The 23,110-nt window shown below is 42.5% G+C and carries 14 protein-coding genes; 8 read left to right on the top strand and 6 right to left on the bottom strand.

The annotated features are described in order from the left end of the window. Window positions 1-65 precede the first annotated feature (65 nt). Both CEX98_RS22905 and CEX98_RS15025 read right to left on the bottom strand, forming a co-directional pair. Window positions 66-206 (bottom strand): hypothetical protein, encoded by a 141-nt coding sequence (locus CEX98_RS22905; protein ID WP_172439782.1) that lies wholly within the window; start codon window positions 204-206, stop codon window positions 66-68. Window positions 207-346: 140 nt separating this feature from the next. Further along, on the bottom strand, window positions 347-1,273 hold the full coding sequence (locus CEX98_RS15025) for a 2-hydroxyacid dehydrogenase (protein ID WP_099642862.1): 927 nt from the start codon (window positions 1,271-1,273) through the stop codon (window positions 347-349). A gap of 116 nt (window positions 1,274-1,389) precedes the next feature. On the opposite strand from CEX98_RS15025, the gene CEX98_RS15020 reads away from it, so the two are divergent. The 6 genes from CEX98_RS15020 (at window position 1,390) to CEX98_RS14995 (ending at window position 8,519) form a co-directional block, all read left to right on the top strand. Further along, entirely contained in the window at window positions 1,390-3,111 is a 1,722-nt protein-coding gene (locus CEX98_RS15020; RefSeq protein WP_099642861.1) for a GNAT family N-acyltransferase, read from the top strand. A 116-nt stretch (window positions 3,112-3,227) separates the two neighbouring features. Beyond that, window positions 3,228-3,710, top strand: coding sequence for a TlpA family protein disulfide reductase (locus tag CEX98_RS15015; RefSeq protein ID WP_099642860.1), 483 nt, complete (start codon window positions 3,228-3,230; stop codon window positions 3,708-3,710). A 108-nt stretch (window positions 3,711-3,818) separates the two neighbouring features. Then, entirely contained in the window at window positions 3,819-5,882 is a 2,064-nt protein-coding gene (locus tag CEX98_RS15010; RefSeq protein ID WP_099642859.1) for a TonB-dependent receptor plug domain-containing protein, read from the top strand. Window positions 5,883-5,942: 60 nt separating this feature from the next. Beyond that, window positions 5,943-6,221: a peptidylprolyl isomerase gene (locus CEX98_RS15005; RefSeq protein ID WP_099642858.1), complete on the top strand. Its 279-nt coding sequence runs from the start codon at window positions 5,943-5,945 to the stop codon at window positions 6,219-6,221. A gap of 92 nt (window positions 6,222-6,313) precedes the next feature. Continuing rightward, the gene (locus CEX98_RS15000) at window positions 6,314-6,577 is read left to right on the top strand and encodes a GrxA family glutaredoxin (protein ID WP_010378880.1); all 264 of its coding nucleotides are present in this window, start codon (window positions 6,314-6,316) and stop codon (window positions 6,575-6,577) included. A gap of 130 nt (window positions 6,578-6,707) precedes the next feature. Continuing rightward, a complete protein-coding gene (locus tag CEX98_RS14995; protein ID WP_099642857.1) occupies window positions 6,708-8,519 on the top strand; it encodes a DEAD/DEAH box helicase in 1,812 nt (603 codons plus the stop codon). Window positions 8,520-8,576: 57 nt separating this feature from the next. Here CEX98_RS14995 and CEX98_RS14990 read toward each other — a convergent pair whose 3' ends face one another. Beyond that, a complete protein-coding gene (locus tag CEX98_RS14990) occupies window positions 8,577-9,407 on the bottom strand; it encodes a M90 family metallopeptidase (protein WP_099642856.1) in 831 nt (276 codons plus the stop codon). Window positions 9,408-9,560: 153 nt separating this feature from the next. Between CEX98_RS14990 and CEX98_RS14985 the strand changes: the two genes are divergently transcribed. Then, a complete protein-coding gene (locus CEX98_RS14985) occupies window positions 9,561-11,897 on the top strand; it encodes a DEAD/DEAH box helicase (protein ID WP_099642855.1) in 2,337 nt (778 codons plus the stop codon). Window positions 11,898-11,995: 98 nt separating this feature from the next. Here CEX98_RS14985 and CEX98_RS14980 read toward each other — a convergent pair whose 3' ends face one another. The 3 genes from CEX98_RS14980 to CEX98_RS14965 all read right to left on the bottom strand — a co-directional run bounded on the left by CEX98_RS14980 (window position 11,996) and on the right by CEX98_RS14965 (window position 20,872). Further along, window positions 11,996-14,680 carry a TonB-dependent receptor plug domain-containing protein gene (locus tag CEX98_RS14980; protein WP_099642854.1) on the bottom strand — a complete coding sequence of 895 codons (2,685 nt, stop codon included), beginning with the start codon at window positions 14,678-14,680 and terminating at the stop codon, window positions 11,996-11,998. A 571-nt stretch (window positions 14,681-15,251) separates the two neighbouring features. Beyond that, window positions 15,252-18,089 carry a TonB-dependent receptor domain-containing protein gene (locus CEX98_RS14975; protein WP_172439781.1) on the bottom strand — a complete coding sequence of 946 codons (2,838 nt, stop codon included), beginning with the start codon at window positions 18,087-18,089 and terminating at the stop codon, window positions 15,252-15,254. Between the two features lie 446 nt (window positions 18,090-18,535). Further along, on the bottom strand, window positions 18,536-20,872 hold the full coding sequence (locus CEX98_RS14965) for a DNA polymerase II (RefSeq protein ID WP_099642852.1): 2,337 nt from the start codon (window positions 20,870-20,872) through the stop codon (window positions 18,536-18,538). A gap of 166 nt (window positions 20,873-21,038) precedes the next feature. On the opposite strand from CEX98_RS14965, the gene dinG reads away from it, so the two are divergent. Further along, window positions 21,039-23,108 carry an ATP-dependent DNA helicase DinG gene (dinG, locus tag CEX98_RS14960; protein ID WP_099642851.1) on the top strand — a complete coding sequence of 690 codons (2,070 nt, stop codon included), beginning with the start codon at window positions 21,039-21,041 and terminating at the stop codon, window positions 23,106-23,108. The last annotated feature ends 2 nt before the right edge of the window (window positions 23,109-23,110 follow it).

The following is a 23,110-nucleotide window of genomic DNA, read 5'->3' as shown; positions in this document are numbered from 1 at the left end:
GTATTAACTCGGCTATTGATACCAAATGTATTAAGTAAATGCGCTATTTGGAGCACAGAAATAATTCAATTGGTATTACTAACAGCGATTGAGGTTTCCCCCTGAAGCTCGCTTGCACCGGCTTGATTAAACCAAGCAGACACACCTAACAAAATAACCGAAACGACAACGAGTGATAATTTCGCGCCACCTTGACTTTGCTTCATGGGATAGACCTTTTTTGTTATTGTTTTTTTGTTAAATTAATGCATCGTTCATAAACACTCAAGATGTTTTTTTATACAGTGCTTTACTGTGTAATCATCTTATGATTTTTAGCAGCTCTATCTAATCAATTGATTTTTAATTAATACCCTTGGTGTTTTTTTACAGTATGACTCAGCGCTTGGCTGTTTCTCATTGCGATAAAATTGTTAGCAATTTGCTCAGCTGCCGTGCTTAAACTCGTTAATGCCGCAACATGGGGTGTAATCGTAATTTTGGGGTGCAACCAAAAGCCATGCTCAATAGGTAACGGCTCCGTTTCAAATACATCCAAAATTGCCCCCCCAAAAGACTCGTTAGCTAATGCACTTAATAAATCTGCTTCATTTAAGTGGCGGCCACGGGCGACATTAATTAATACACAATGCGAAGGCGCTGCAGCAAAAATAGTTGCATCCAACATACCTTGAGTTTGCTCAGTCAATGGTAAAAGGCAAACAAGGTAATCCAAATCCTGTAAAAAAGCGCTAAGCTCTGTTTCACCACTAAAGTGCGCGATATTATCCAGCTGTTTAGCTGAATTAGACCAGCCTTTCACTGTGAAACGGTTAATAATAAGTTTATTCGCAACGGCAAGCCCTAATTGACCCATGCCCATAATCCCAACGGTACGGCCAGCGTTAGCGCGCTTTGGCTTCCATACCTGTGCTGTTTGATTCTGTTGATACTCCCGTACTCTGAGTTTATGGCTAAGAATATGGCCTAACACATACTCTGCCATGTCATCCGCTAAGTTTGGATCAACGATGCGCGCCACTTCTACATGCTCAGGTAAAAGGTGGATAGGGATACTGTCAACACCTGCGCCATAAGAGTGCACCACCTTTAAGTTAGGAAGCTGTTCCCATAAGAACTGTGGTGCATTCCATGCCAGAACAAACTCAACCTTTTCTAGTTGAGTTGGGTCATCTAACGGCCATTCCAGTATGGTTTGTTCTGGTAATAGCGCTGTCAATTTGGCGATTAACTTGTCGTTATTACGCCCTGTTACACAAATAAGTAAAGCCATATTGTTCCTTTATTTATGGCGCGTTCTATCACTGCAAGATAAATGACACACCAATGCAACATGCATGTCATGAATAGTTTCTACTCTTGCAAAAAAGCGCCAACAGGTGATGAAAAATGATCAGTGTAGATAAAGTCATTGAAGCAAATCTTCCGCAACTTGAAAACTCCCCTAAGGTAAAAGGTTTAGTTAAAAAAGGATTGGGGTATTTGTTACACGAGCAAGAGTTTGTAGCATTTGCCGATACTTACCCGCATTTGGAAGGGCTTGAATTTGTTGAACAGGTATTGGATGAGCTAGATTTTGATGCTCGCTTTAAACCAAAACAAATTGAGCATATCCCCAGTGAGGGGCCTGTGGTGATTGTCGCAAATCACCCTATCGGCTCTTTGGATGCCCTAGCCTTAATAAAAGTACTTGCCCAAGTAAGGCCAGACTTAAAAGTCGTTGCCAACCGCATGCTGATGTCTGTAACCCCTATGCACCCGCTTTTGTTACCCGTAGATAACCTCTCAGGTGCCAGTAAAAAGCAAGAACTGGCAAATATCCACAAACACCTAAAAGCGGAAGGCGCATTACTTATCTTTCCTGCGGGAGAAGTCTCGCGTTTAAGCCCTACGGGGATCAAAGATTGTAAGTGGAACTCGGGCTTTTTTAGAATAGCGAAAAAAGCCAATTGCCCTATTTTACCCATTTTTATTAAAGCCAAAAACAGCCCGCTTTTTTATGGCACCAGTATGATCTACAAGCCACTTGCCAGTTTGTTATTGGTTAAAGAAATGTTCAAACAAAGACAGAAGTCACTTGAGTTTGAAATTGGCGCCAGTATTCCACCTGAGTCTTACCTCATTGACAATCTTAAAGACAAAGAAATTGTCGCACTGATCCGCAAACAACTTTACCGATTAGCGAGCAAAAAGCCCCTCCCCCTAAAAACCCAAACACCGATTGCAGTGCCTGAAAATCGTAAAGAACTAAAAAAAGCGGTAGAAGCCTGTGAGTGTATTGGTGAAACCCCAGATGGAATGCAGATATATGTCTATCAGTATACTGGCAGCTCGGTAATCTTTAGAGAGCTTGGCCGCTTAAGAGAAATCGCGTTTAGAGCGGTAGGCGAAGGCAGCGGCAACCGCCGTGATATAGACAAATACGACATGCACTATCATCACCTCTTACTGTGGGATACAAAGCAGCTTGAATTAGTCGGGGCTTATCGCTTAGCCAGTGCTAAACAAGTAATCGAAGAGCATGGACAAGCTGGCCTTTATACCGATAGTCTATTTTCATACAGTGAAGCTATGGCTCCGTTTTTTGAAAAAGGCCTAGAGCTTGGACGCAGCTTTGTACAACCCAAGTATTGGGGACGTAAAAGTCTAGATTACCTTTGGTATGGGATCGGTGCATTTGTTAAGCGCTACCCAGAGCACCGTTATATGTTTGGTGCTGTGAGCCTGTCAAACGCATTGCCAGACGAAGCTAAAGCGATGCTGGTTTATCACTACCAACATTACTTCTCTAACCTAGCTGGTGTCGCCACTCCCAACAACGAAATGAAACTCAGTAATGAGCAACTCAGTCGTTATCAACAGATGTTTCGTGGCAACGATGTCAAAGAAGACTTTGCCGAGCTTAAGCATATTCTTGCCAATATGGGCGCACAAGTACCAACCTTGTTTAAGCAATATACAGAGCTCTGTGAAGAACAAGGGGTTAACTTCTTAAGCTTTAGCATAGACCCTGACTTCAACAACTGTATCGATGGTTTGGTTTTAGTTGACTTGGCAAAATTAAAAGATCAAAAAGCAAAACGTTACCTTGGCGACAACCCTTTTTGCTAACACAAAAGCATTGATCCATTGCAATAAAGATCGCTACACTGCGGTCTTTATTATTTAACCCAAACTCGGGATAAATAATTCGTTAATCAACTAAAGTGCATCATGGACCTGTTTTTATGCTCAAATTTATCGGCCAAGTCGCCATCATTGCGCTAGTGTTTTTTGTAGTGTCGGCCTTTCAAGAGCGAAATATGCTTTCGGATTCACAGGATCAAGTAGCGCCATCATTTCACTTACCAATCTTAGACTCCAATCAAACCTATTCTTCCATTCAACTCAGAGGACAACAAAGTGTGGTTTATTTTTTTGCGCCTTGGTGCAGCGTTTGTAAGTTAAGCATGCCAAACATAGATAAACTACACCAACAAGGTAAAGTTAACGCAGTTGCCATCGCGTTAGATTATGACTCAAGTGAAGCTGTATCGGAGTTTGCCAACTCGCTACAATTAACCATGCCTGTCTTGCTCGGTAATAAAAGCATCGCTCAAGCATACAAAGTTAAAGCTTACCCAACCTATTACGTGCTCGATGAGAACTTTACCATCACGGGACGCTCAATGGGTTACTCAACAGAGGTTGGCTTAAGAGCCAGATTGTAAAAAAGTCCCGAAAAAGCTTACAGTTATTTACAACTCTCTGAAATTAATCAACACCTATTTCCTATAGGCTAGCGCACATCTGAATAAAGGATGAATAGGAAACCGACCATGCACCACGCTCCCCAATTTACACTGAGCAAGTTCGCATTGCTTGTACTCTGCGGTACAGTTACCACTCACGTACTAGCAAACGAGAAAGATATTGAACATATAGAAGTTATCTACAAACGTAGCTCTGTCATTTCCGAGATAACTGAAGACGCGCAAAAGCTCGTAGACATGCCGGGGGCGATGGGCGACCCACTGAGGGCAGCTTTTGCCTTGCCAGGTGTCGTTGCCGCTGGCGGTTCAATGGGTGCGCCAGCCGTGCGGGGTTCTTCGCCTGATGACAATATCTTCGAAGTAGATTTTATGCCTGCCGGATATATCTTCCATGACTTTGGCAGCTCTATCTTCAACCGCAATACCATTCAGGACTTTCAGTTAAACTCCGCAGGCTTTGGTACAAGTTATAGCAATGCTACAGGTGCAGTTTTTGATGTCACATTACGTAACCCCAAATATCAAGACATTGCCACCACAGTCGACCTTACTATGTTTAACGCAGGTGTGTTTGTTGAGGGTCAAGCAACAGAAAACACCGCTTTTTATCTTTCTGCACGCAAGAGCACCTTACCGCTTTTTTTCAGTGATGGTGAAGAAATTGAAGACGAAGATGGGGAACCAACGGGAGTGTTCATCAACGATCCACCGGATGATCACGATTACCAAGCCAAGTGGCTTTGGGATATTGATGCAAATAACGCTCTGACGATAAATATCAATGGCGCAGAAGATTCCGTCGCAGCTGGATTTTCTGGCACTTCTGATCTTGCGCTTAAAACTCCAGAATATCAGGGCGATGCCCGCTATATTCGTAAGTTTAGCAGCCAAAACATATTGTGGGATCATTACGCAAAAGATTTACACATTCGTGCCGGTGTGGGTTATCTCAATCATCAAGCCACCATGCGCTATGGCCAGCGTGCAACGTTGTCTGATGGTTACTTTGAAAACTTTGAAGAAGAACAGCTCAGCTATAAAATACGTGCCAGCTATAAGCTAAACAAAGCGCAACGGTTAATTGCTGACGCTGGTTATTATGACAAAAAGTCCACTTATCGATATGACGCCTTTAATTACATCTGTACTGAGTTCGATCCAGACTGTGACTTAACTAAGGGCGAAAGAATTAAGGGCCGTTCAAGCGCTGGTACTGACTCAGCCTTTATTGGTGTGAACCATGTTTGGCAGTTTTCGCCTAAATGGCAAAGCGAATTAGGACTGGTTGGTGAATACTACGACTACAGTGATGAAACGATTGTTCATCCCCGCGTTGCGCTCAATTACTTCTTTGATAACAACACCACTATCTCGGCCAAAGCAGGAACCTACAGCCGAATTCAGGACCTAGGTTACATTTTACCGGTGATCGGTAACCCCGAGCTTGAAGCACAGCGCTCCACACATTATACCCTTGGATTTAAACAAGAGCTTCAAAATGAATGGTCATACTCTATTGAGAGCTATTATAAAACCATGGATGACCTTCCTAAAAGTGCTCCGCTATCGGGTGTAAATTATATCAATGGTACTTCGGGTACTGCTTACGGTGTTGACTTTATTGTTAATAAAAACAAAACCGATGACTGGTACGGTTGGGTTGCCCTTAGTCTTGCCAAGAGTGAACGTGAAGATGAAGTCACTGGTATCACACGCGATTACTATGCCGATACACCTTTTATTCTTAACGCTGTATTCCATTATGAATTTGGTGAAAAATGGTCTGGAGGCTTTAATTTTACCGCTCGTAGCGGCCAAGCTTATACTCCTATTGTTGGCGTAAAAGAAAATCCTGACTTTGCGGACCGATATTTACCAGTATACGGTGACCCATTCTCTGAACGCTTTGATACCTATCACCGACTAGATATTCGCTTTGAACGTAAAACAACGCTATTTGGCCTAGATGGCAAACTCATCTTGGAGTTGATGAATGCATATGGCCAAGATAACACCGCCTACGTCGATCTTGATTATGATAGAGTTAAGTCAGTCAATGACTTATATATAGAAGAAGAAAGCGACGACTTTGAAATGCGCCCTTCTATTGGCTTTAGCGTAACATTTTAACTTGCCATAGGCGCATAAGCTCTGCATGATCGCTTTTATTTTTGTAATGAGAGTTTATTCATGCCTAAAGCGTGCGCCTACCACATTCTAGTAAAAACCGAAAAAGAGTGTTTAGCTATAAAAGCCAAGCTTGCCAAAGGAGCCGATTTTGGCAAATTAGCAAAGCAGTATTCTCTTTGCCCATCGAAAAAGCGCGGTGGTGATCTGGGTGAATTCAACAAAGGAGACATGGTTAAAGCCTTTGACGATGTAGTATTCAAAAAACCATTATTTGAAGTACACGGCCCTATAAAAACTAAGTTTGGTTTTCACCTGATTAAAACTGTCTATCGGAGCTAATCGTTTTTTTAGATTAGCTTTATCACTTTAATACGATTTACCTTCAGTTTGTTTCCTCTATACTAGAATCATTCACTTAGAGGAGAAAGCATATGTTTACTGTAATTTTTGGCCGTGAGGGGTGTCCATTTTGTGTTCGTGCTAAAGAAGTTGCCGAGCGATTAACACAAGAACGCGATGATTTTAATTTTCGTTATGTCGACATTATTAAGGAAGGTGTGAGCAAAGCGGATCTTGAAAAATCAGCAGGCAAGCCTTGCCCTACTGTACCTCAGATTTTTATCGACCAAGATCATATCGGCGGCTTTACCGAATTTGAAGCCTATGCAAAAGCTAACTTAGGCCTATATCAGTAAATTTCCTAAACTCAAGCAGATTAAATTTTAACCAATATCAGGCACATATAAAATAGTGTGAATTTATGCAAGCTTTTGTTTTATCTTTCCTGTACAATTCGCGCCTCTTTAAAATAGTTGAGGCGCATTAATGTCAGAACCAGTTACGTTTGAATCTTTAGACCTTTCACCTGCAATTTTAAAAGCAGTCGAAGAGCAAGGATATAAAACACCTTCTGAGATCCAAGCTCAATGTATACCGTTATTGCTAGAAAGAAAAGACGTACTGGGACTAGCGCAGACGGGTACAGGTAAAACGGCAGCATTTGCACTGCCATTGTTAAACCAAATAGACGCATCCGTTAAACAACCACAGATCCTTGTGCTTACGCCAACGCGTGAGCTAGCTATTCAAGTTGCTGAAGCATTCCAGCAATATGCTAAATATACCAAAGGCGTTGAAGTGTTAGCGCTTTATGGTGGTCAAAGCTATGGCATTCAGCTGAGTGCTCTACGCCGTGGTGCCCAAATTATTGTGGCAACACCAGGTCGTTTAATTGACCATATCAACCGCAAGACGATTGACCTGTCAGGTCTAAATGCTCTTGTACTTGATGAAGCAGATGAAATGCTACGCATGGGCTTTATCGATGATGTTGAAAGCATCATGGAAAAAACCCCTGAAGAGAAGCAAACTTGTTTGTTCTCTGCAACTATGCCTAAGCAGATCCAGTCAATCTGTAATAAATATTTAGATAACGCTGAGCAAGTTAAAATCACGCCGCGTAACTCTACAGTATCAACGATCGAGCAAGTTTACTGGCGTGCAACGGCACACAAAAACAAAGCGATCGTACGTTTCTTAGAAGCGGAAGATTACGATGGCGCTATCGTGTTTGTACGTACACGTAACGATACGGTTCAACTTGCTGAGCTACTTGAGCGTGAAGGCTTTTCAGCTGCACCGCTTAACGGCGACATGAACCAACAAGCGCGTGAGCGCACAGTAGACCGACTTAAGAGCGGCTTACTAGATATCGTTATCGCAACCGACGTTGCAGCACGTGGTCTAGACGTAGAGCGTCTAAGCCTTGTTGTTAACTACGATATCCCACAAGACTGTGAAGCTTATGTTCACCGTATTGGTCGTACAGGCCGTGCTGGTCGTCAAGGTAAAGCAATCTTGTTCGTGAAGAACAACGAGCGTTATTTACTTAAGAACATCATGCGTCATACGCGCTCTGATATCGCACAGGTAGAATTACCAAGTGCGAAAGTAGTTGAAGAAAAGCGTATTGGTGCATTAGAGACTAAGATCTCTACAGCGCTTGAACACAAAGACATTGAGTTTTTCTCAAAAGTGGCATCTGGCCTTGCACAAAAGCTAGAGCTGAGCCAAGAAGACCTTGCCGCAGCGCTATTGTGTCTTGCACAGAAACAAACACCGTTGAAAGTTGAAGAAATTCAAATTCAGCAGCGTGAACGTAGAGAGCGTGACGACCGTCGTGGCGATCGCCGCGATAGAGATGGCAACCGTGGTGAGCGTGGTGAACGCAAACCTCGTAGCCGTGACCGCGCAGCAGGCCCTATGGATACTTACCGTATTGAAGTGGGTCGTGAGCATGGTGTTCAAGTTAAGAACATCGTAGGTGCTATCGCAAACGAAGCGGACATCTCAAGCAAGTTCATCGGTGAGATTCGTCTGTTCAACGAGCACAGCACGGTACAGTTACCACAGAACATGCCAGCTGATGTACTTAGCCACTTCAAGAGCGTACACATTTGTCAGCGCCCTATGAATATGACTAAGAGCACGCACCCAGCCGATCAAGGCCAAGGCCGAGGTGAAGAATCAAGAGATCGCAAGCGTAGCTTCAAAGATCCTCGTGGTGGTGGTGATAAGCGCCGCTCTGAAGGTCAAAGAAGAGACCGTCGCGAAAGAAAAGAAATAAGCTTTTCTTAATCGAACCTCTTAAGAAAAACCGCTCTACTGAGCGGTTTTTTTATTTCATATTTGCTGCTAATGTCGCTGCCAATCTCTTGGCTCAAACTGATAATAGTCCTTCAGCAAATTGTATAGTTCTGGGTTTTCCTGTTTGAGTTCATACGGTTTTTCAATAAATGTTTCTGTTACCACAGCAAAGAACTCCGCTTCGTTTGTCGCACCGTATGAATGGATCGCATGAGGCATATTGTAAGATAGCTGCATTTTTAAGTGCTGGTAAGCCTTTGATAGCACCCTGCCCCACTCTTGGTAACTCATTCCTATAGGTAATGTAGGAGTTCCATTCGTCGCACCAGTTTGTTGGTCAAGTTGATGGGCGAATTCATGAAATACCAAATTGTGACCATCTTCAGGTAATCGATTGCCCTCAAGCACATCGTGCCAACTCAGTACTAACGTACCTCCAGGCCAAGACTCCCCTTGGCGTACTGTCTGGTGAAAGCTAACCAAACCTGCACCGTCTCTTGAGGTCTGTGGCGCGTAATAGCTACTGGGGTATAGCAGTATTTCTTTTACGTTGGGATACAGTGGCCAACTTTGCTTCAGTACCAGTAAACAAGCATCTGCTGCGATAATTAAACTCATCGCTCGTGACACCCTTAACCCATCTCTACCCAATACGCGCTTTTCTCCAAGAAACCAGATAATATGTTTTTCTAGCTGTTCGCGGTCTGCATCTGTCATATTGCGATAGATGGGCATGTACTTTAGCAGCACCTGTTTGTCTGGCGCACTTAGACTTTGATCTTGGTATTTTCTTTGCCACCGTACTCTTTGAATTTTTTCCCAGTTCCAATACAAGGAAACAAATAGAATAAGGCCAACAATTAGCGCTATTTCTATCATGGCTGTAGGCCTTTATAAAGTAACCTAAATCTAGAAATAATAACTTCTTATTCCTAGTTCAAGTTGAATAAGTCTGCAAAGATAAATTGGTACTGACTCCCGCTTTTTCAAGCAAACTTTGTTACTATGGCGAAAAAATGCAAATGAACCGCTATGTCTTTACCTATTGAATCTTTACAGCCTCAGTTTACTAAAACGCTAAGTGAACAAAGTGCGATTGTTGTATGTGCTACAACAGGCTCTGGCAAGTCAACTCAGCTGCCACTTTGGGCAACCAAACATGGTAAAGTTTTGGTGGTTGAACCTAGACGGATCGCCTGTACTTCCCTAGCTGAATATGTCGCGGCACAGTGTGATTCTCAACTTGGTGAAAAAGTGGGGTTTGCTATCCGATTTGAAGGCAAATTTTCAGCAGATTCGCAAGTCATCTATGCCACCCCTGGCGTTGCACTAAGGTGGTTTTTTGACAATAAGCTTGCCGATTTTGGCGTTGTCATGCTAGATGAATTCCATGAAAGACGTTGGGACATGGACTTATTATTAGCTTTGTTAAAACAGTCTCAAACGCACAAATTGATTGTGACTTCCGCAACCCTAAACAGTCAAAAGTTGGCGGCTTATTTGAACGCGCCAGTGTTAGAGTCCGAAGGGTCACTCTACCCTGTTGCAGAGTATTTTCATGCCTCAGAGCCACGAGCTATGCCCGATAAAGCGCAACTGGATAGCCGTGTTTTTAGTGCGTGCCAAGATGCGTTAACGCATTGCCAAGGGGACATTCTAGTTTTTTTACCAGGTAAAGCTGAGATCCAAGCTTGTCTAGCTAAGGTAAAATCCTTACCTGTGATAGCTGTAGGGTTATATAGTGGATGCAGCCCAGAGGCACAATATATTGCGCTTACGGTGCAAAACACCCGTCGTATTATTCTTGCAACAAATGTGGCAGAAACTTCACTTACTATTCCCAACGTCACTTGCGTAATCGACTCCGGGCTAGAGCGTCGCACCCACTTGCGCCTTGGTAAAACAGTGCTCGGCTTAGATGCCATAGGCAAAGACTCAGCGAAGCAACGTTTGGGACGTGCAGGACGTACACAGGCGGGAATTTGCATTCGGTTGTATGGTCAATACGCACCGTTAATAGCCAGTACTCCGCCTGAAATTCAAAGAGAGTCATTGGCTGAGTTGGTACTTGCAGCAGGCTGCGCAACCACAGGCATTTCGTCTTTGAGTTTTATCGAACCACTGCCAAAACGCTCATTAGATATAGCAGAGCAGCAACTACTAGCACTGGAAGCAATCGATAAGCATGGCATTGCGACCGAGCTTGGTGCGCGTTTATATCCGCTTCCGGTAGACTTCGAGTTTGGCTATATCATTCATCAGATGAGTTCTAATACGCTTCGCCAAGCCGCGGTTGATTTGGTTTCGGTATTGTCTGTGCCTGCTCGGGTATATCAACTGCCGAATGATGTCGAGCGCCTTACTAGAGTCAATAATCAATTTAAACATGGCTCCGATATAGAAATTGCTATCGCAGTACTTAGAGGACGTACTGAAGATCTCATTAATATTGAACCCGAAGCGTTGCAAGAAGCAAGACAATTTAGCGCGTTGTTACGTGAAACCTTTGCCTTACCTGCATTAGAAAATGCGGCAAGTTATGACCATGAAAAACTGATCCTTGAATTAGCTAAATTAATGCCTAACTGGGTATACATCAGCAAGCAAAATCGCCGCAATGGTTTTAACAACGGGCACACTGAAGTGCTCCTTTCCAACCAGACTAGAGTGTCCGAAAATGCAGAAGCATTATTAGTTTTAGACACTTTCTCACTAGCAGGAAGAGGCACTAAGCAGGCTAAGACTCTTGCCATGTGTAACGCTATGCTAACCAAGAAACAGTTACTCGACATTGGTTTAGGTAAACAGCAATTGCACTCAGCCTACATAGACAACGACGCACTTTGGGGGGAGTTTGTTAGCCATTATAGTGACATAGTATTAGGCCACCAAACCGCGCCCATTGAGCACCCAACAGATGTTATTAAAGCCTTAGTATTTCTTATCCAAAATGATACTCTTTTCCCTGGTTTGGCGAGTCAAATCGAAACCGAGATTAACTACAGCGCTTTGTATTACCAGTTTCATGGACATGATGCATCTGTGCCAGATCTGCATACCTTTTTGAGCAATCAACTTGTGAATCTTGGTATTGAAACATATGAGGATCTTGAGCTTATTAACGAACAAGATCTCTGTTTTAATGAAATAGAGGCTTGGGAGTTGCAACCGTTTATCGAGAAGTTTCCGTTAACATGGTCACTGCCAGAGTTAGCAATTCATGTAAGCTACAACTTTAAAGGCAAAAGCATTGAGCTTACTCACTCACGTGGAACACGAAAAGACGCACCAAAGCGCTGGGAATTACCCGCATGGAGTGGGTTTAAGATACGCTATAGGAAGGCAAGTAAAGTGGTTAACATTACTTGAGATTAGCAAGATAAAATTGAAATCTTAGTCAAGTTAATATTGATAAAAAAAGGCCTGAAACATAGTTTCAGGCCTTTTCGGTATCAAATCAGATTAGATTAGAATTTATAATCGATTTGAGCGTATACCGAACGACCATTCGCATTATAGATTGAACGAGGGTAATGCGGCCAGCTTGCATCTGTTGGATCGTAGCTTGGACCCTTGTTAAAGATGTTTGATGCACCAACAATAACCGAGGTCTCATCGTTGAAGTAGTATTTTGCAGAAGCATTCCATGTTGTTTGAGATGCAACTTTCACCTTACCACCGTTAGTTGTGTTGTCCGTTGCGTCTTTAAGATCATAGTAGTTTGTACCATTTACTCTATCAGTATAACGGCCAAATACGCTTATCTTAAGGTCATCAAAGTTCCAAACAATCGACGCATTCAACTTCAACTCAGGAAGTAAACCATAGTCATTCAGCTCATCACGTACTTCTGATGTCGGATCAAGCTGTGACTCAGATTTTGTAAGATAAGTACCTTTCAAGCCAAGACGTAGATTACCTAAATCAGCTAAATCGAAACGATAACCTGTATCGAAGTCAATACCAGACACTGTAGAGAACGACAAGTTTTGTGCTGTTGCATTAATCAGAGTGATACTGCCGTTTGCATCGCGTGTAATATTATCACCGTAAGTTTCATATTCACGAGCGATACGTGTTGCACTTACTGTCGATACCATGTCGTCCAATTCCCACTTCCAAGCATCAAGTGTCAAATCGAAGTTTTCAGTACCATAAACTAAACCTAGGTTTACACTGTAACCTGTTTCAGCTTCAAGATCTTTGTTACCGCCGGTAATTGTGCTGATGTGATGCTCGTGACATTCAGTTGTGCCCGCTAGTTCATCTCCAGGTTTACCACCTAGCTCTTTACATTTTTTGTAGTCAATAACTGTAGAAAAGCCATTTGAAGGATCACCGTAAACACGTTGCATATCTGGAGCACGGAATACGTCAGCATAAGCAGCACGTAATAAAAGCTCTTCAGTTGGACGATACTCAATACTAACCTGAGGCGTAACATTTCCACCAAAGTCACTATAATCATCGTAACGTACAGCTGCGTTTAGAACGATAGTCTCTGTGATATCTGCTCTCACTTCTGTATAAACAGAGTAGAAATCACGAGAGCCCGCGCCTGAAGAACCACCTGTTGTTAGGATTGCACCTTTTTCACTTTCTGTATCTGAAGCAGTTGCAAAAGTTTGTTTGGTGTACTCAACACCTGCAGAATAATCTAATGCACCAGCAGCAAGCTCCATGGCAGTACCAGAAATGTTTGCTGAGAAATTGTTTTGTGAAGACTTGTTACGTTCACTCGGTACATACTTAACAGAGTTCACGTCTTCTTCAGAGAACGGGTCAAGTAGATTTCGGCCGTTTTCACCGGCAGATAAGAACTTAAACATACCGTCGATTGTTGCATAAGTTTCATTTACAACATCAACTTGTGCATTTGCGTATGCCCACTCGACTTGGTAGTAAGTTGTATCATTGATCTGACCGTCTAAACCAAGATTAAAGCCATGCTCTGTGCCCGTTGTTTCATTTCCACGCGGACCAAATTCATGTAAACGACGAATTACTGTATACTCACCGTCAACATATCTAGCGTCTGCAAATTGACCGCCCCAGAATGAATCACGGTTAAACTCTTTGCTATGCTCGTCAAGGTTTAAGGTTGCTTTGTCACCAGCGATATCTACGGTCACATCGTTGATACCCATAGCTTCAATATCGCGTTGTGACGTTGAGCGGCTATATTGGAAACGACCATAAAGCTTATGCTCATCGGCAAGCTGATAATTGAAAGTAGTTAGTGCGATACCTTTTGTTGTTGCAGGTTTTAGGTCACGCATTGTTGAACGGTCAAAACCACAACGCGCATTGGCATCATCGTAGAAGAAACCTTCATTATTACAACGGTCTTTAGGCAATGTATAATCGCTAGAAGTACCTGGGCCGTCAATACGCGCACCGTAAGAGCTATAATTAGAACGCTCTGTATGTGGGACTTTATCCGTATGAACACCAAACTCTTCACGCTGAGTTGCCTTAATATCTTTGCTGTCTTCATATTCTAGGAACAAAGAAACATTAAGTTTGTCAGAGCTTGCACCTACAGAGTATGCAAACTGGTTAGTCGCACCACCGCTTTCAGAGTAGCGAGTCGATTTTACTTTTAGCGCTGAGCCTTCAAAGTTTTCTTTAAGAATTACGTTGATTACCCCACCAACAGCGTCCGCACCATAGATTGCTGACGCACCAGCTGTCAAGATATCAATACGAGCGATAGCTTCAATAGGAAGGTTACCAGTATTTTGGAATGTACTAGTACCACCAAGTGCTTTTGGATACTGAACCAAACGCTTACCATTTACTAGTGTAAGCGTTCTGTTTGAACCTGCGTTTCTTAGGTTAACAGATGAAGCCGCCGGCGTGAAACCGTGAATACTTTGGGTAGTTAAGGCACCAGTAACTGACGTGATGTTTTCTAGTACGTCTTGAACGTTATGGAAGCCTAAGTTAGTCATCTGTTCGTTTGAAATAGAAACAACAGGTGAAGCGCCTTCAAGATCTGCACGTTTAATACGTGAGCCAGTTACCTGAATACGCTCAACTGACTCTGCACTTTGTTCTTCAGCAGCAGCTGTTGCGCTTAAAACAGCAGTAGAAGCTGCACCGAAGACAAGTCCAAGGCGTACAGCCTTGTTTACTTTATTAGTTAACATTGATTTCTCCCTGATTTTATTTTTATGTGAACAATCGGAAAAAAGCCTTAATATCAGACACTTATACAAGAACAAATCTGTCTAACATTAGGAACAAATCACTTCATGTGGGACTATACTACTTTTAGTACCAACATAGGGTCAACATCCATTTTCATAATTTAAACTAAATCGATTCCAAACTTCACATTCCAACAGAAAGAAATATTCTTAAAATACATAAGCTTAATTAGCTTCAAATAAAGTTCAAAAAAAGTTTAATTTTTTTCAAAAAAGCCATACACGCCCCAAATCAGGTACATCCCCTTAACAAAATACAGAAGCTGTTATCTTTTCCGCTCAATTTACGCCTAAACGAGAGTGCATTTCATCCAATAAGTTCAATAATGAACCACCCCTTACTGAGTGATTTTGAGTGGCAAGTAACAAAAAGAGAGGAGGTTAGGCGCAAAATCTGGGTAACAATTAATAACCATTATTTATCAGTTTTTAAATTACCCATGTTCAAATAAACTAAAGGCAAAAAAATCGGCCTCTATTGAGGCCGATTTTAGTTTAAAAATTCTAAGTATTAGAACTTAGTTGTAAGGCTTAACTGGAAGTAACGACCTGTTACGTCGTAAGCTTCAGATACCGTATTGATACCTGTACCACCTGCAGAAGTACCTTGTGGTGCAATTGCTGGTTCTTTATCAAATAGGTTACGGATGTTGAATGTAACTTCCGTGCTATCTGTAAAGTGGTATGTTGCAGCTAGGTCATGATAAACCGCTGATGGGTACTCGTTATACTTTTCCAAAGGACCGAAGTTCGTGAAGTTGAAGTTGCCACCATCTGCACTGTCAAGTGATCTTTCCCAGTATCTCATGCGCCATGAAACACTTAAGTCATCTTTTGTGTAACCAACATTCAAGTTAGCGCGATTGTCAGGGGTAAAGATTTCACCAGCACGCTCTACAACATCACCACTTTCAATACCTTCTTCATCGAACTTAGAAATATGGTTCCAAAGTAGTTGAGCGTTGAAATCACCAAACTCTGTCTCAAGGTTATAGTTAAACTCAATGTCTACACCCGTTGTATAGAGATTGTTTTCGTTACTTGTACCAGAGTTAACTTCAAACAATGCACCGTTAACATCACGTTTGGCGTTACCACCACAGCTTGGGTCAAAGTTAGCAGCAGCTACATCGAAACAACGGTTTAGCACTGTTGTACGAGAAGTAGTTGAAATTGCATCTTCAACAGTGATGTCATAGTAATCCACTGTCATTGAGAAGTTATCAGTGATCTGCCAAATAGCACCTAAGCTATAAGAATCTGACGTTTCTTCTTTAACATCAACACTACCACCAATGAAACCGCCTGTGCTTTGCGACTCTGTCTGAGTTAGTACAAACTCACCATCACGTGCTACACGTGCTGCAATTTCAGGAATTGATAAACAGTTTGTTGCTACGTTACCAGTGTCTGATGCTTTAATACCACTACAAGGATCTGTTACGCCAGCGAATGTTTGACCACGACCACCGAACAAGTCAGCGATGTTAGGTGTTCTAATCGCCGTTGCAGCAGATGCACGTAGTTTAAGTGACTCGATCGGGCTGTACTGCACACCAACATTCCAAGTTGTTTGACCACCTACAATCTCATGGTCAGAGTAACGAGCCGCAAGGTCTAGTTCTAGATTTTCTAGGATTGGAACAATTGCTTCTGCATAGTAATCGTTTGTATAGAAGCTACCATCTGTTGGTAACGAACGGTTAGTACTTGACGCACCAGTTTGTGCAAGGTCACCAGGTTGGAAAACACCTTTTTCAAGGCGGTGTTCAACACCGAATGCCACGCCAATGTTACCACCTTGAAGCTCTACAGGTAGCGTACCAACTAGCGATGAAGCAATAACAAACTGCTCTGTTTGACCGAATACTTTTGCAGGAACACGAACATAGTCAACAGCTTCTGGTGAAATAGAGCCTTCACCGAACAAGTCTAGTGGAACACAGCCTTGTAGACGAGAAATTTCGTCAACACACTGAAGTTGACCAGTTTCAGAGTTGAATTCCACGTTGAACGCTTGTGCAGCACGTTCGATGTTAACCTGACCACCATTTTCTTGACGCTGATCCGTTTTACCCCAAGAAACATAAGTTTCAAGTGACCAATCATCATTAATAAACCAGTTAACACCTGTTGCGATACGGATTGTGTCACGCTCAAGGTCTGTTGAACGCGCACCAAACTCAACCATACGACGAACTAAACCAGGAATGTTATCGTCAAGTGTTAGCGTTTCTCTGTCAGGATCATCAATTGAGTCCTGAATCAAATTATTACGCAGCAATTCAGGTACTAATGGGTTACCTAGCTTAATACCACCTGTGCCCCCACGGTCATTTAGGAATACATCACCAATACTAAACGGCGTAGGCTCGATCGTTGAATCATATGTCTTCGACGAGTTCCAGTTGGCTTCAGTAAACATTGATACTGTGTCGCTTAACTCTTGTCTGAAGTTTACTGCAGCGTACTTACGCTCAAGAGGAGTAACTAGCTGACGATAAGAAGCTCGGTTAAAGCTGTCGGTTCCTGTATATGGCGTACCATCGGCGTTATAACCACCTACACGCCCTTGTGGTGGGTATGAAGAGAACACCTCACCAACGTACTCGTTACCATCTTCATCAACCAAGATAGCACGGTCTTTTGCAGAAAACTCACGGTCTGTTGACTTTAAGCCTTTATCGTCATCGTAACCGATCGCTACTGTTACGCTACCCGTATCCCAAGCGTTACCGCCGGTTAGGTTCAGAGTATACTTTTCACGGTCTGACTCTTCAGAAATACCAGTCTGAGCATTAATTTCAACACCTTCGAATTGGTCACGTAAAATGATGTTTACTACACCAGCAACAGCATCTGAACCATAAACGGCAGATGATGCGCTTTTAAGAATATCGATACGCTCAATCATCGATGTTGGGATCGAGTTCAAGTCAACAGCGTAGCCTGAAGATGGTGAAACACCAGAAACAAAGCGACGACCATTAACAAGCACCAAAGTACGACTTTCACCTAGGTTACGTAAAGATGTAGTATTCAGACCAACGCCTGATGTTGTGAAAGCTGAGTTTGATTGGTCAGAACCAGCAATGGTTACAGGGCTTTGGTTTAGTACGTCTGCAACGTTTAACGCACCCATTTGTACAATGTCAGAACGACCAATTGAAGTGATTGGAACAGTAGTTTCAATATCAGTACGCTTGATACGTGAACCCGTGACCTGAATTCTCTCGACGCTTTCAGCGCCTTCTTCTTCAGCAATAGCGTTTCCTGTGAATACAGCGGCACTAGCACCACCAAAAGCGATCGCTAAACGAACGGCTTTAGTTAACTTATTGTTTATCATGTGAATCACCCTGGATTATTTTATTGTAAACAGCTTGTGTTATTTATTATTAGTTGCTTTTAGAATCATCTTAAACAGCAACATTACCGCAATATATTAAACAGCCAAACGTAAAATAATCAAGGAATATTGCACCGATTTTTGCAATTACCCAATAAAGACACAAAAAATAAACAAATAAATTACTGTTTTCAAGACAAAAAAGCGCAAAATACCAGCAAAACAACCCAAAAATGAAACAATCAAACCACACCCCCAAAACAGAAACACAACTTTGCAACAATAAAGAAACCCCAAAACCAACAAAACCCCAAAAAAGAAACAAAACAAACACAAGAAATTACACTTTTTAGGTACCAAGAGGGCAAGAAAACAACAGTTGCCATTTTAGGGATAATTAAATCTTTATGAGTAAATGTAAACAATCACTGGATTGACAATAATAACTAAGTCAAATCAAGGCTTTGCTGACCATCAGGGCGAATAGACAAGTGTGCTGCATTGGGCAGCATTTCGTAGATAGGTAAAATTTGCTTCTCGATATATTGATAGTAATCAATATCAATCAACTTACCGGGCTTAGCGAACCTTGGCCCATTAGTGCTTAGATAATATGGAATTTGCGTTCCTTTTTTAGCATTTGCCAAAAGCCCTTCTTCAATGGCTTGCTTGGCAGCTCGTACTTGAGGGGGGATGTTTTTTGTATATAACTCGACTGACTTGCCAAGTTTTTTACGATATACAAGCTTTTCATCCACTTCACCTGCAAAAATACGGTTGATGAATTGATACGTGATCGCGACAGTATCCCCTGCATCGAACAAAGCGCGAATCACGGCTTGCTGGTACTCTTTTGCAATTTCGGTCCAATCACTCCGAACGGTCTCCATTCCCTTAAATACCAGCTTTGGTTCACCCCGCACTACCACTTGGCCGACATATCGCTTTTTAGACCCAACCTCTTGACCACGGATCGTAGGCATAAAAAACGGACTATAGTGTGTTTCAAACTCTATTTCTAAATAACTCTTAAGGCCAAAGTCTTCAGCTAATCGACTACGCCATTTATCATTGATGGTTTTCATTAACTGTTTGCCAATTGCTTGGCAAGCATCACTCTCTAACCCTTCTGGTAGACAAACGAAGGTTGAGTCGGTATCGCCGTAAATCACTTCATATCCAAGCTGTTCAATCCAGGTTCGCGTTTGTTGCATAATCTGATGACCGCGCATCGTTATTGAACTGGCAAGACGAGGGTCGTAAAACCGACACCCTTTAGAGCCCAGTACACCATACAAGCTATTCATAATGATTTTAATCGCTTGCGACAGCATCATATCGTTATTCAACTTTGCCTTTTCACGGGCGCTCGCAAGCGATGCAACCAAGCCTGGTAAATGATGCCGGGTGCGACTAAATTTACCTTTATTAAAGCCTTCAATCGCCTCTTCTGGTGCTTGCAACCCTTCAATTAACCCCATTGGGTCGATACAAAATGTGCGAATAATTGAGGGGTAAAGGCTTTTAAAATCCAGTACTAAAATGTTTTGATAGAGCCCAGGTTTTGAGTCCATGACATACCCACCTGGGCTATCAAAATTGATACCATGTTCAGATAAATTAGGTGCGATGTAACCACTGCGATGTAGTAATGGTAAGTACAGGTTGGTAAATGCTGCCACCGAGCCCCCCATTTTCTCAAGCTCAAGTCCCGTCAGTTGGGTTCTGGCTAACGCAAACTCCAGCAAGTTAAGCTTGATAAATATATCTAAGACCAATTGGCAATCTTGCATATTATATGCAGCCAACGCTGGCTTATCATGATGAAACTGGCGGATAATTTCTTCAAGTCTATCGTCTTGTGCGATGAGCTTAGTGCGACCTAGAATTTTCTCAGCCACAAAGCTGAGCTTAAAGGTTTCAAAGTGATAGGTGGCATTTTTCATCATATCAATACCATCTAGCATTACCCTGCCTGGAATTAACACACGGGTGTAGTTACCTTTAAAAGTAGACATCACTCCACCGTCACGCCCAATAGCTAATGCCACCCCATTCGCTTCAGCCCGCTCTGCTAAAACGCTCGCATCGAACTCAATCACGTTCCAGCCGATCAAGACATCAGGATCTAGTTGGTTGATTTGTTTAACTAATTGTTGCAGTAAGGCGATTTCATCATTGACCCAAATCACATCGACGTCGGCAGGTTGCGGCTCACCTATCATGATGACAAACTTTTTTGAATGGGTAACAAGGCCAATAGAAAACAGCACCCCCTCACCGTTACACTCAATATCAATTGATAACATGTCGAGGTGTGGCCTGTAATCATCGCAAGTTTTAAATTGTGCCTGCGTGATTTCAATGTAACCTTGTTTATGTGTCGCATGTCCCTTAACCCAAGCAGCCCCTTTGATAAATCGCTCCATTAAATAGCGATCTGCGTGGCGAATATCCTCCTCATATAACGTAACTTGATTTTCAAGCAACTGCTTAGCTTCATAAAACTGGTTTAGATTGCAAAACTTAACTACACAAACGGGTTCTTGGTCGAAATGCTTTAGTTGACTGGGAAAGACCTCAAACTGCACCTGTCCCCGACTGAGGATCTCTGCAGTTTTAGCGCTTTGCGTTTGTTTAACGAAGAATAGCGGCAGCTCACCATCTACCCATACCTTGAGTAAATGCTGCTGTGATTTAAGCCAATAGCACAAGCGTAGCTGACCGTTTACCTGCATCTGCTGTCTTGATAAAACAAAGCCCTGATATATCGCTTGTGCCAACTTCAATACCGCCCTAAAATAGTCCAATCACTGTAATTATATCCACCTGTTTATTGAACATAAAGGCGATTACAAATAAACCGACCTAATTAGGATAACGATTAACTATAAATAGTGGCTCAAGTGGTAGGCTTGTTCCGTATTTGAATTCTAGGCTAGATAGATTATGCTCTCAGACAAACTCAAAAAAACCATCCGTCAAGCACACCAGCAAGTAGCGTCTGCTTTAGATGGCTTTCGTCCACGTCCGAGCCAAAACTATCTTGTTGCCGAAATAGCCAAAACGCTGTCAGGTGATTATCATAGAACCCAACGTATCTGCGTAATTGAAGCAGGAACAGGGACTGGTAAATCGCTAGCGTATCTATTAGGGGCACTCCCCGTAGCGCTAGCAAGCAAAAAAAAGCTCGTCATTTCGACTGCTACCGTGGCATTGCAAGAGCAGCTTATTAATAAAGAGCTACCGTTTTTGAAAGAGCACTCGGGCATTGACTTTAAATTTGACTTGGTAAAAGGTCGTCAGCGATATATTTGTGTACAAAAATTGATGGCTGCCGTCAGCGATGACGAAATGCAGTTATCTATGATGCCAACAACCAATAGTCCGCTATCGAAAATGGAGCAAAGCTGCTTAAGAGAGTTAGCACTTGCTTACCAAGAAAAGCGTTGGCAAGGAGACAGAGATAGCTGGGAAGATACCATTCCCGACAAAGTTTGGAATCTAATTGCTTGTGACAAACACGCTTGCCAACGTCAGCTGAAGTCTCATCATCTTTGCCCATTTCATTTAGCTCGGCAAAAAATTGCACAAATGGATGTGTTGGTGATCAATCATGCATTACTACTTGCCGATTTAGAATTAGGTGGCGGTACTATCTTACCAGAGCCTGAAGAAACCTTTTATGTGATTGATGAGGCACATCACCTCCCCCACATTACTCGTGATTTTTCTTCTGCCGCAGCTACGATTAAAGGCACCATTGAATGGCTTGAGAAACTTCTTAAGTTTAGTGGAAAAATGGCTAACACAGTAGTCTCGCAAAAGGCCATAGGACAAAACTTTAAGCTTAATGATGCTGCCAATGATGCCGCTAAATACCTAAAATCTGTACGCGACATCCTTGACCAAAGTGACTTTACTTACAACGATGACGATACCTACCGCTTTAGTCATGGAGAAGTGCCTGAAAGCCTCACGGAGAAAGCAAAAGATATCGCTGATGCCACACAAGATGCGCTACGTTGTTTGACTAAAATGCACGACGCGCTGTCGGGTGATGTCTCTGATGGCGATGTACAAGCCTTCTTGGCCGATCCTTTGCTAGTAGAAAGTGGTCAATACATTAACCGCTTAGAGCAACTAAATAAGTTGTGGTTTAGCTATGCAAAGAAAGGTGAAAATGTTCCCCATGCAAGGTGGATCAAGCGTTTAGAATATAAAAATCACCACGACCATTTATTGTGCGACTGCCCGATTGAAGTGGGCTACTACCTAAAAGATAACCTGTGGCGAGAATGCGCGGGCGCCGTATTATGTTCAGCGACACTCAGTGCATTAGGCACATTTGATCATTTTGCCCATGAGAGCGGGTTAGCAAAAGAACCCGGTGTTAAATATATTAAAGCTGATTCGCCGTTTGATTACCCTAAACAGGCAACACTGCATTTGCCAAAAACACAAACCGATCCGACGGACAGAGCGTTCAGCGATTACCTTGCAGACGCACTGCCAGACTACTTAGATACCAGCAAAGCCAATCTGGTGCTATTTGCATCCTACTGGCAAATGAACCATGTTGTAGAAAAACTAAGAAGCAAAAAACTCAATATTTTGGTACAAGGAGAACTCTCTCGTGACGCTTTGCTTACACGTCATAAAGCCAATATTGACTTAGGACGTGGTAGCATTTTGTTTGGCACTCAGAGCTTATCAGAAGGGTTAGATTTGCCCGGAAAATATTTAGAGAACCTTATCGTAACTAAGATCCCTTTTGCTGTTCCCACTTCACCTATCGAAGAAGCACAAGCAGAATTCATACAAAGCAAAGGAGGCAATCCATTTTTATCTATCACTGTACCTGATGCTGCAAAGAAATTAGTACAAAGCTGTGGTAGACTGCTGCGTAAAGAATCAGACTCCGGCCGTATCACCATCTTAGATAGACGTTTGGTTACTAAGCGTTATGGCAAAGCCATGCTTGATACTCTGCCACCTTATAAAAGGCAAATTGATTAATA

Source organism: Pseudoalteromonas piscicida (assembly GCF_002744175.1).
Classification (GTDB): Bacteria; Pseudomonadota; Gammaproteobacteria; order Enterobacterales; family Alteromonadaceae; genus Pseudoalteromonas; species Pseudoalteromonas piscicida_B.
Note: the sequence above shows the minus strand (reverse complement) of the source record. Positions and strands in the feature narration are given on the sequence as shown.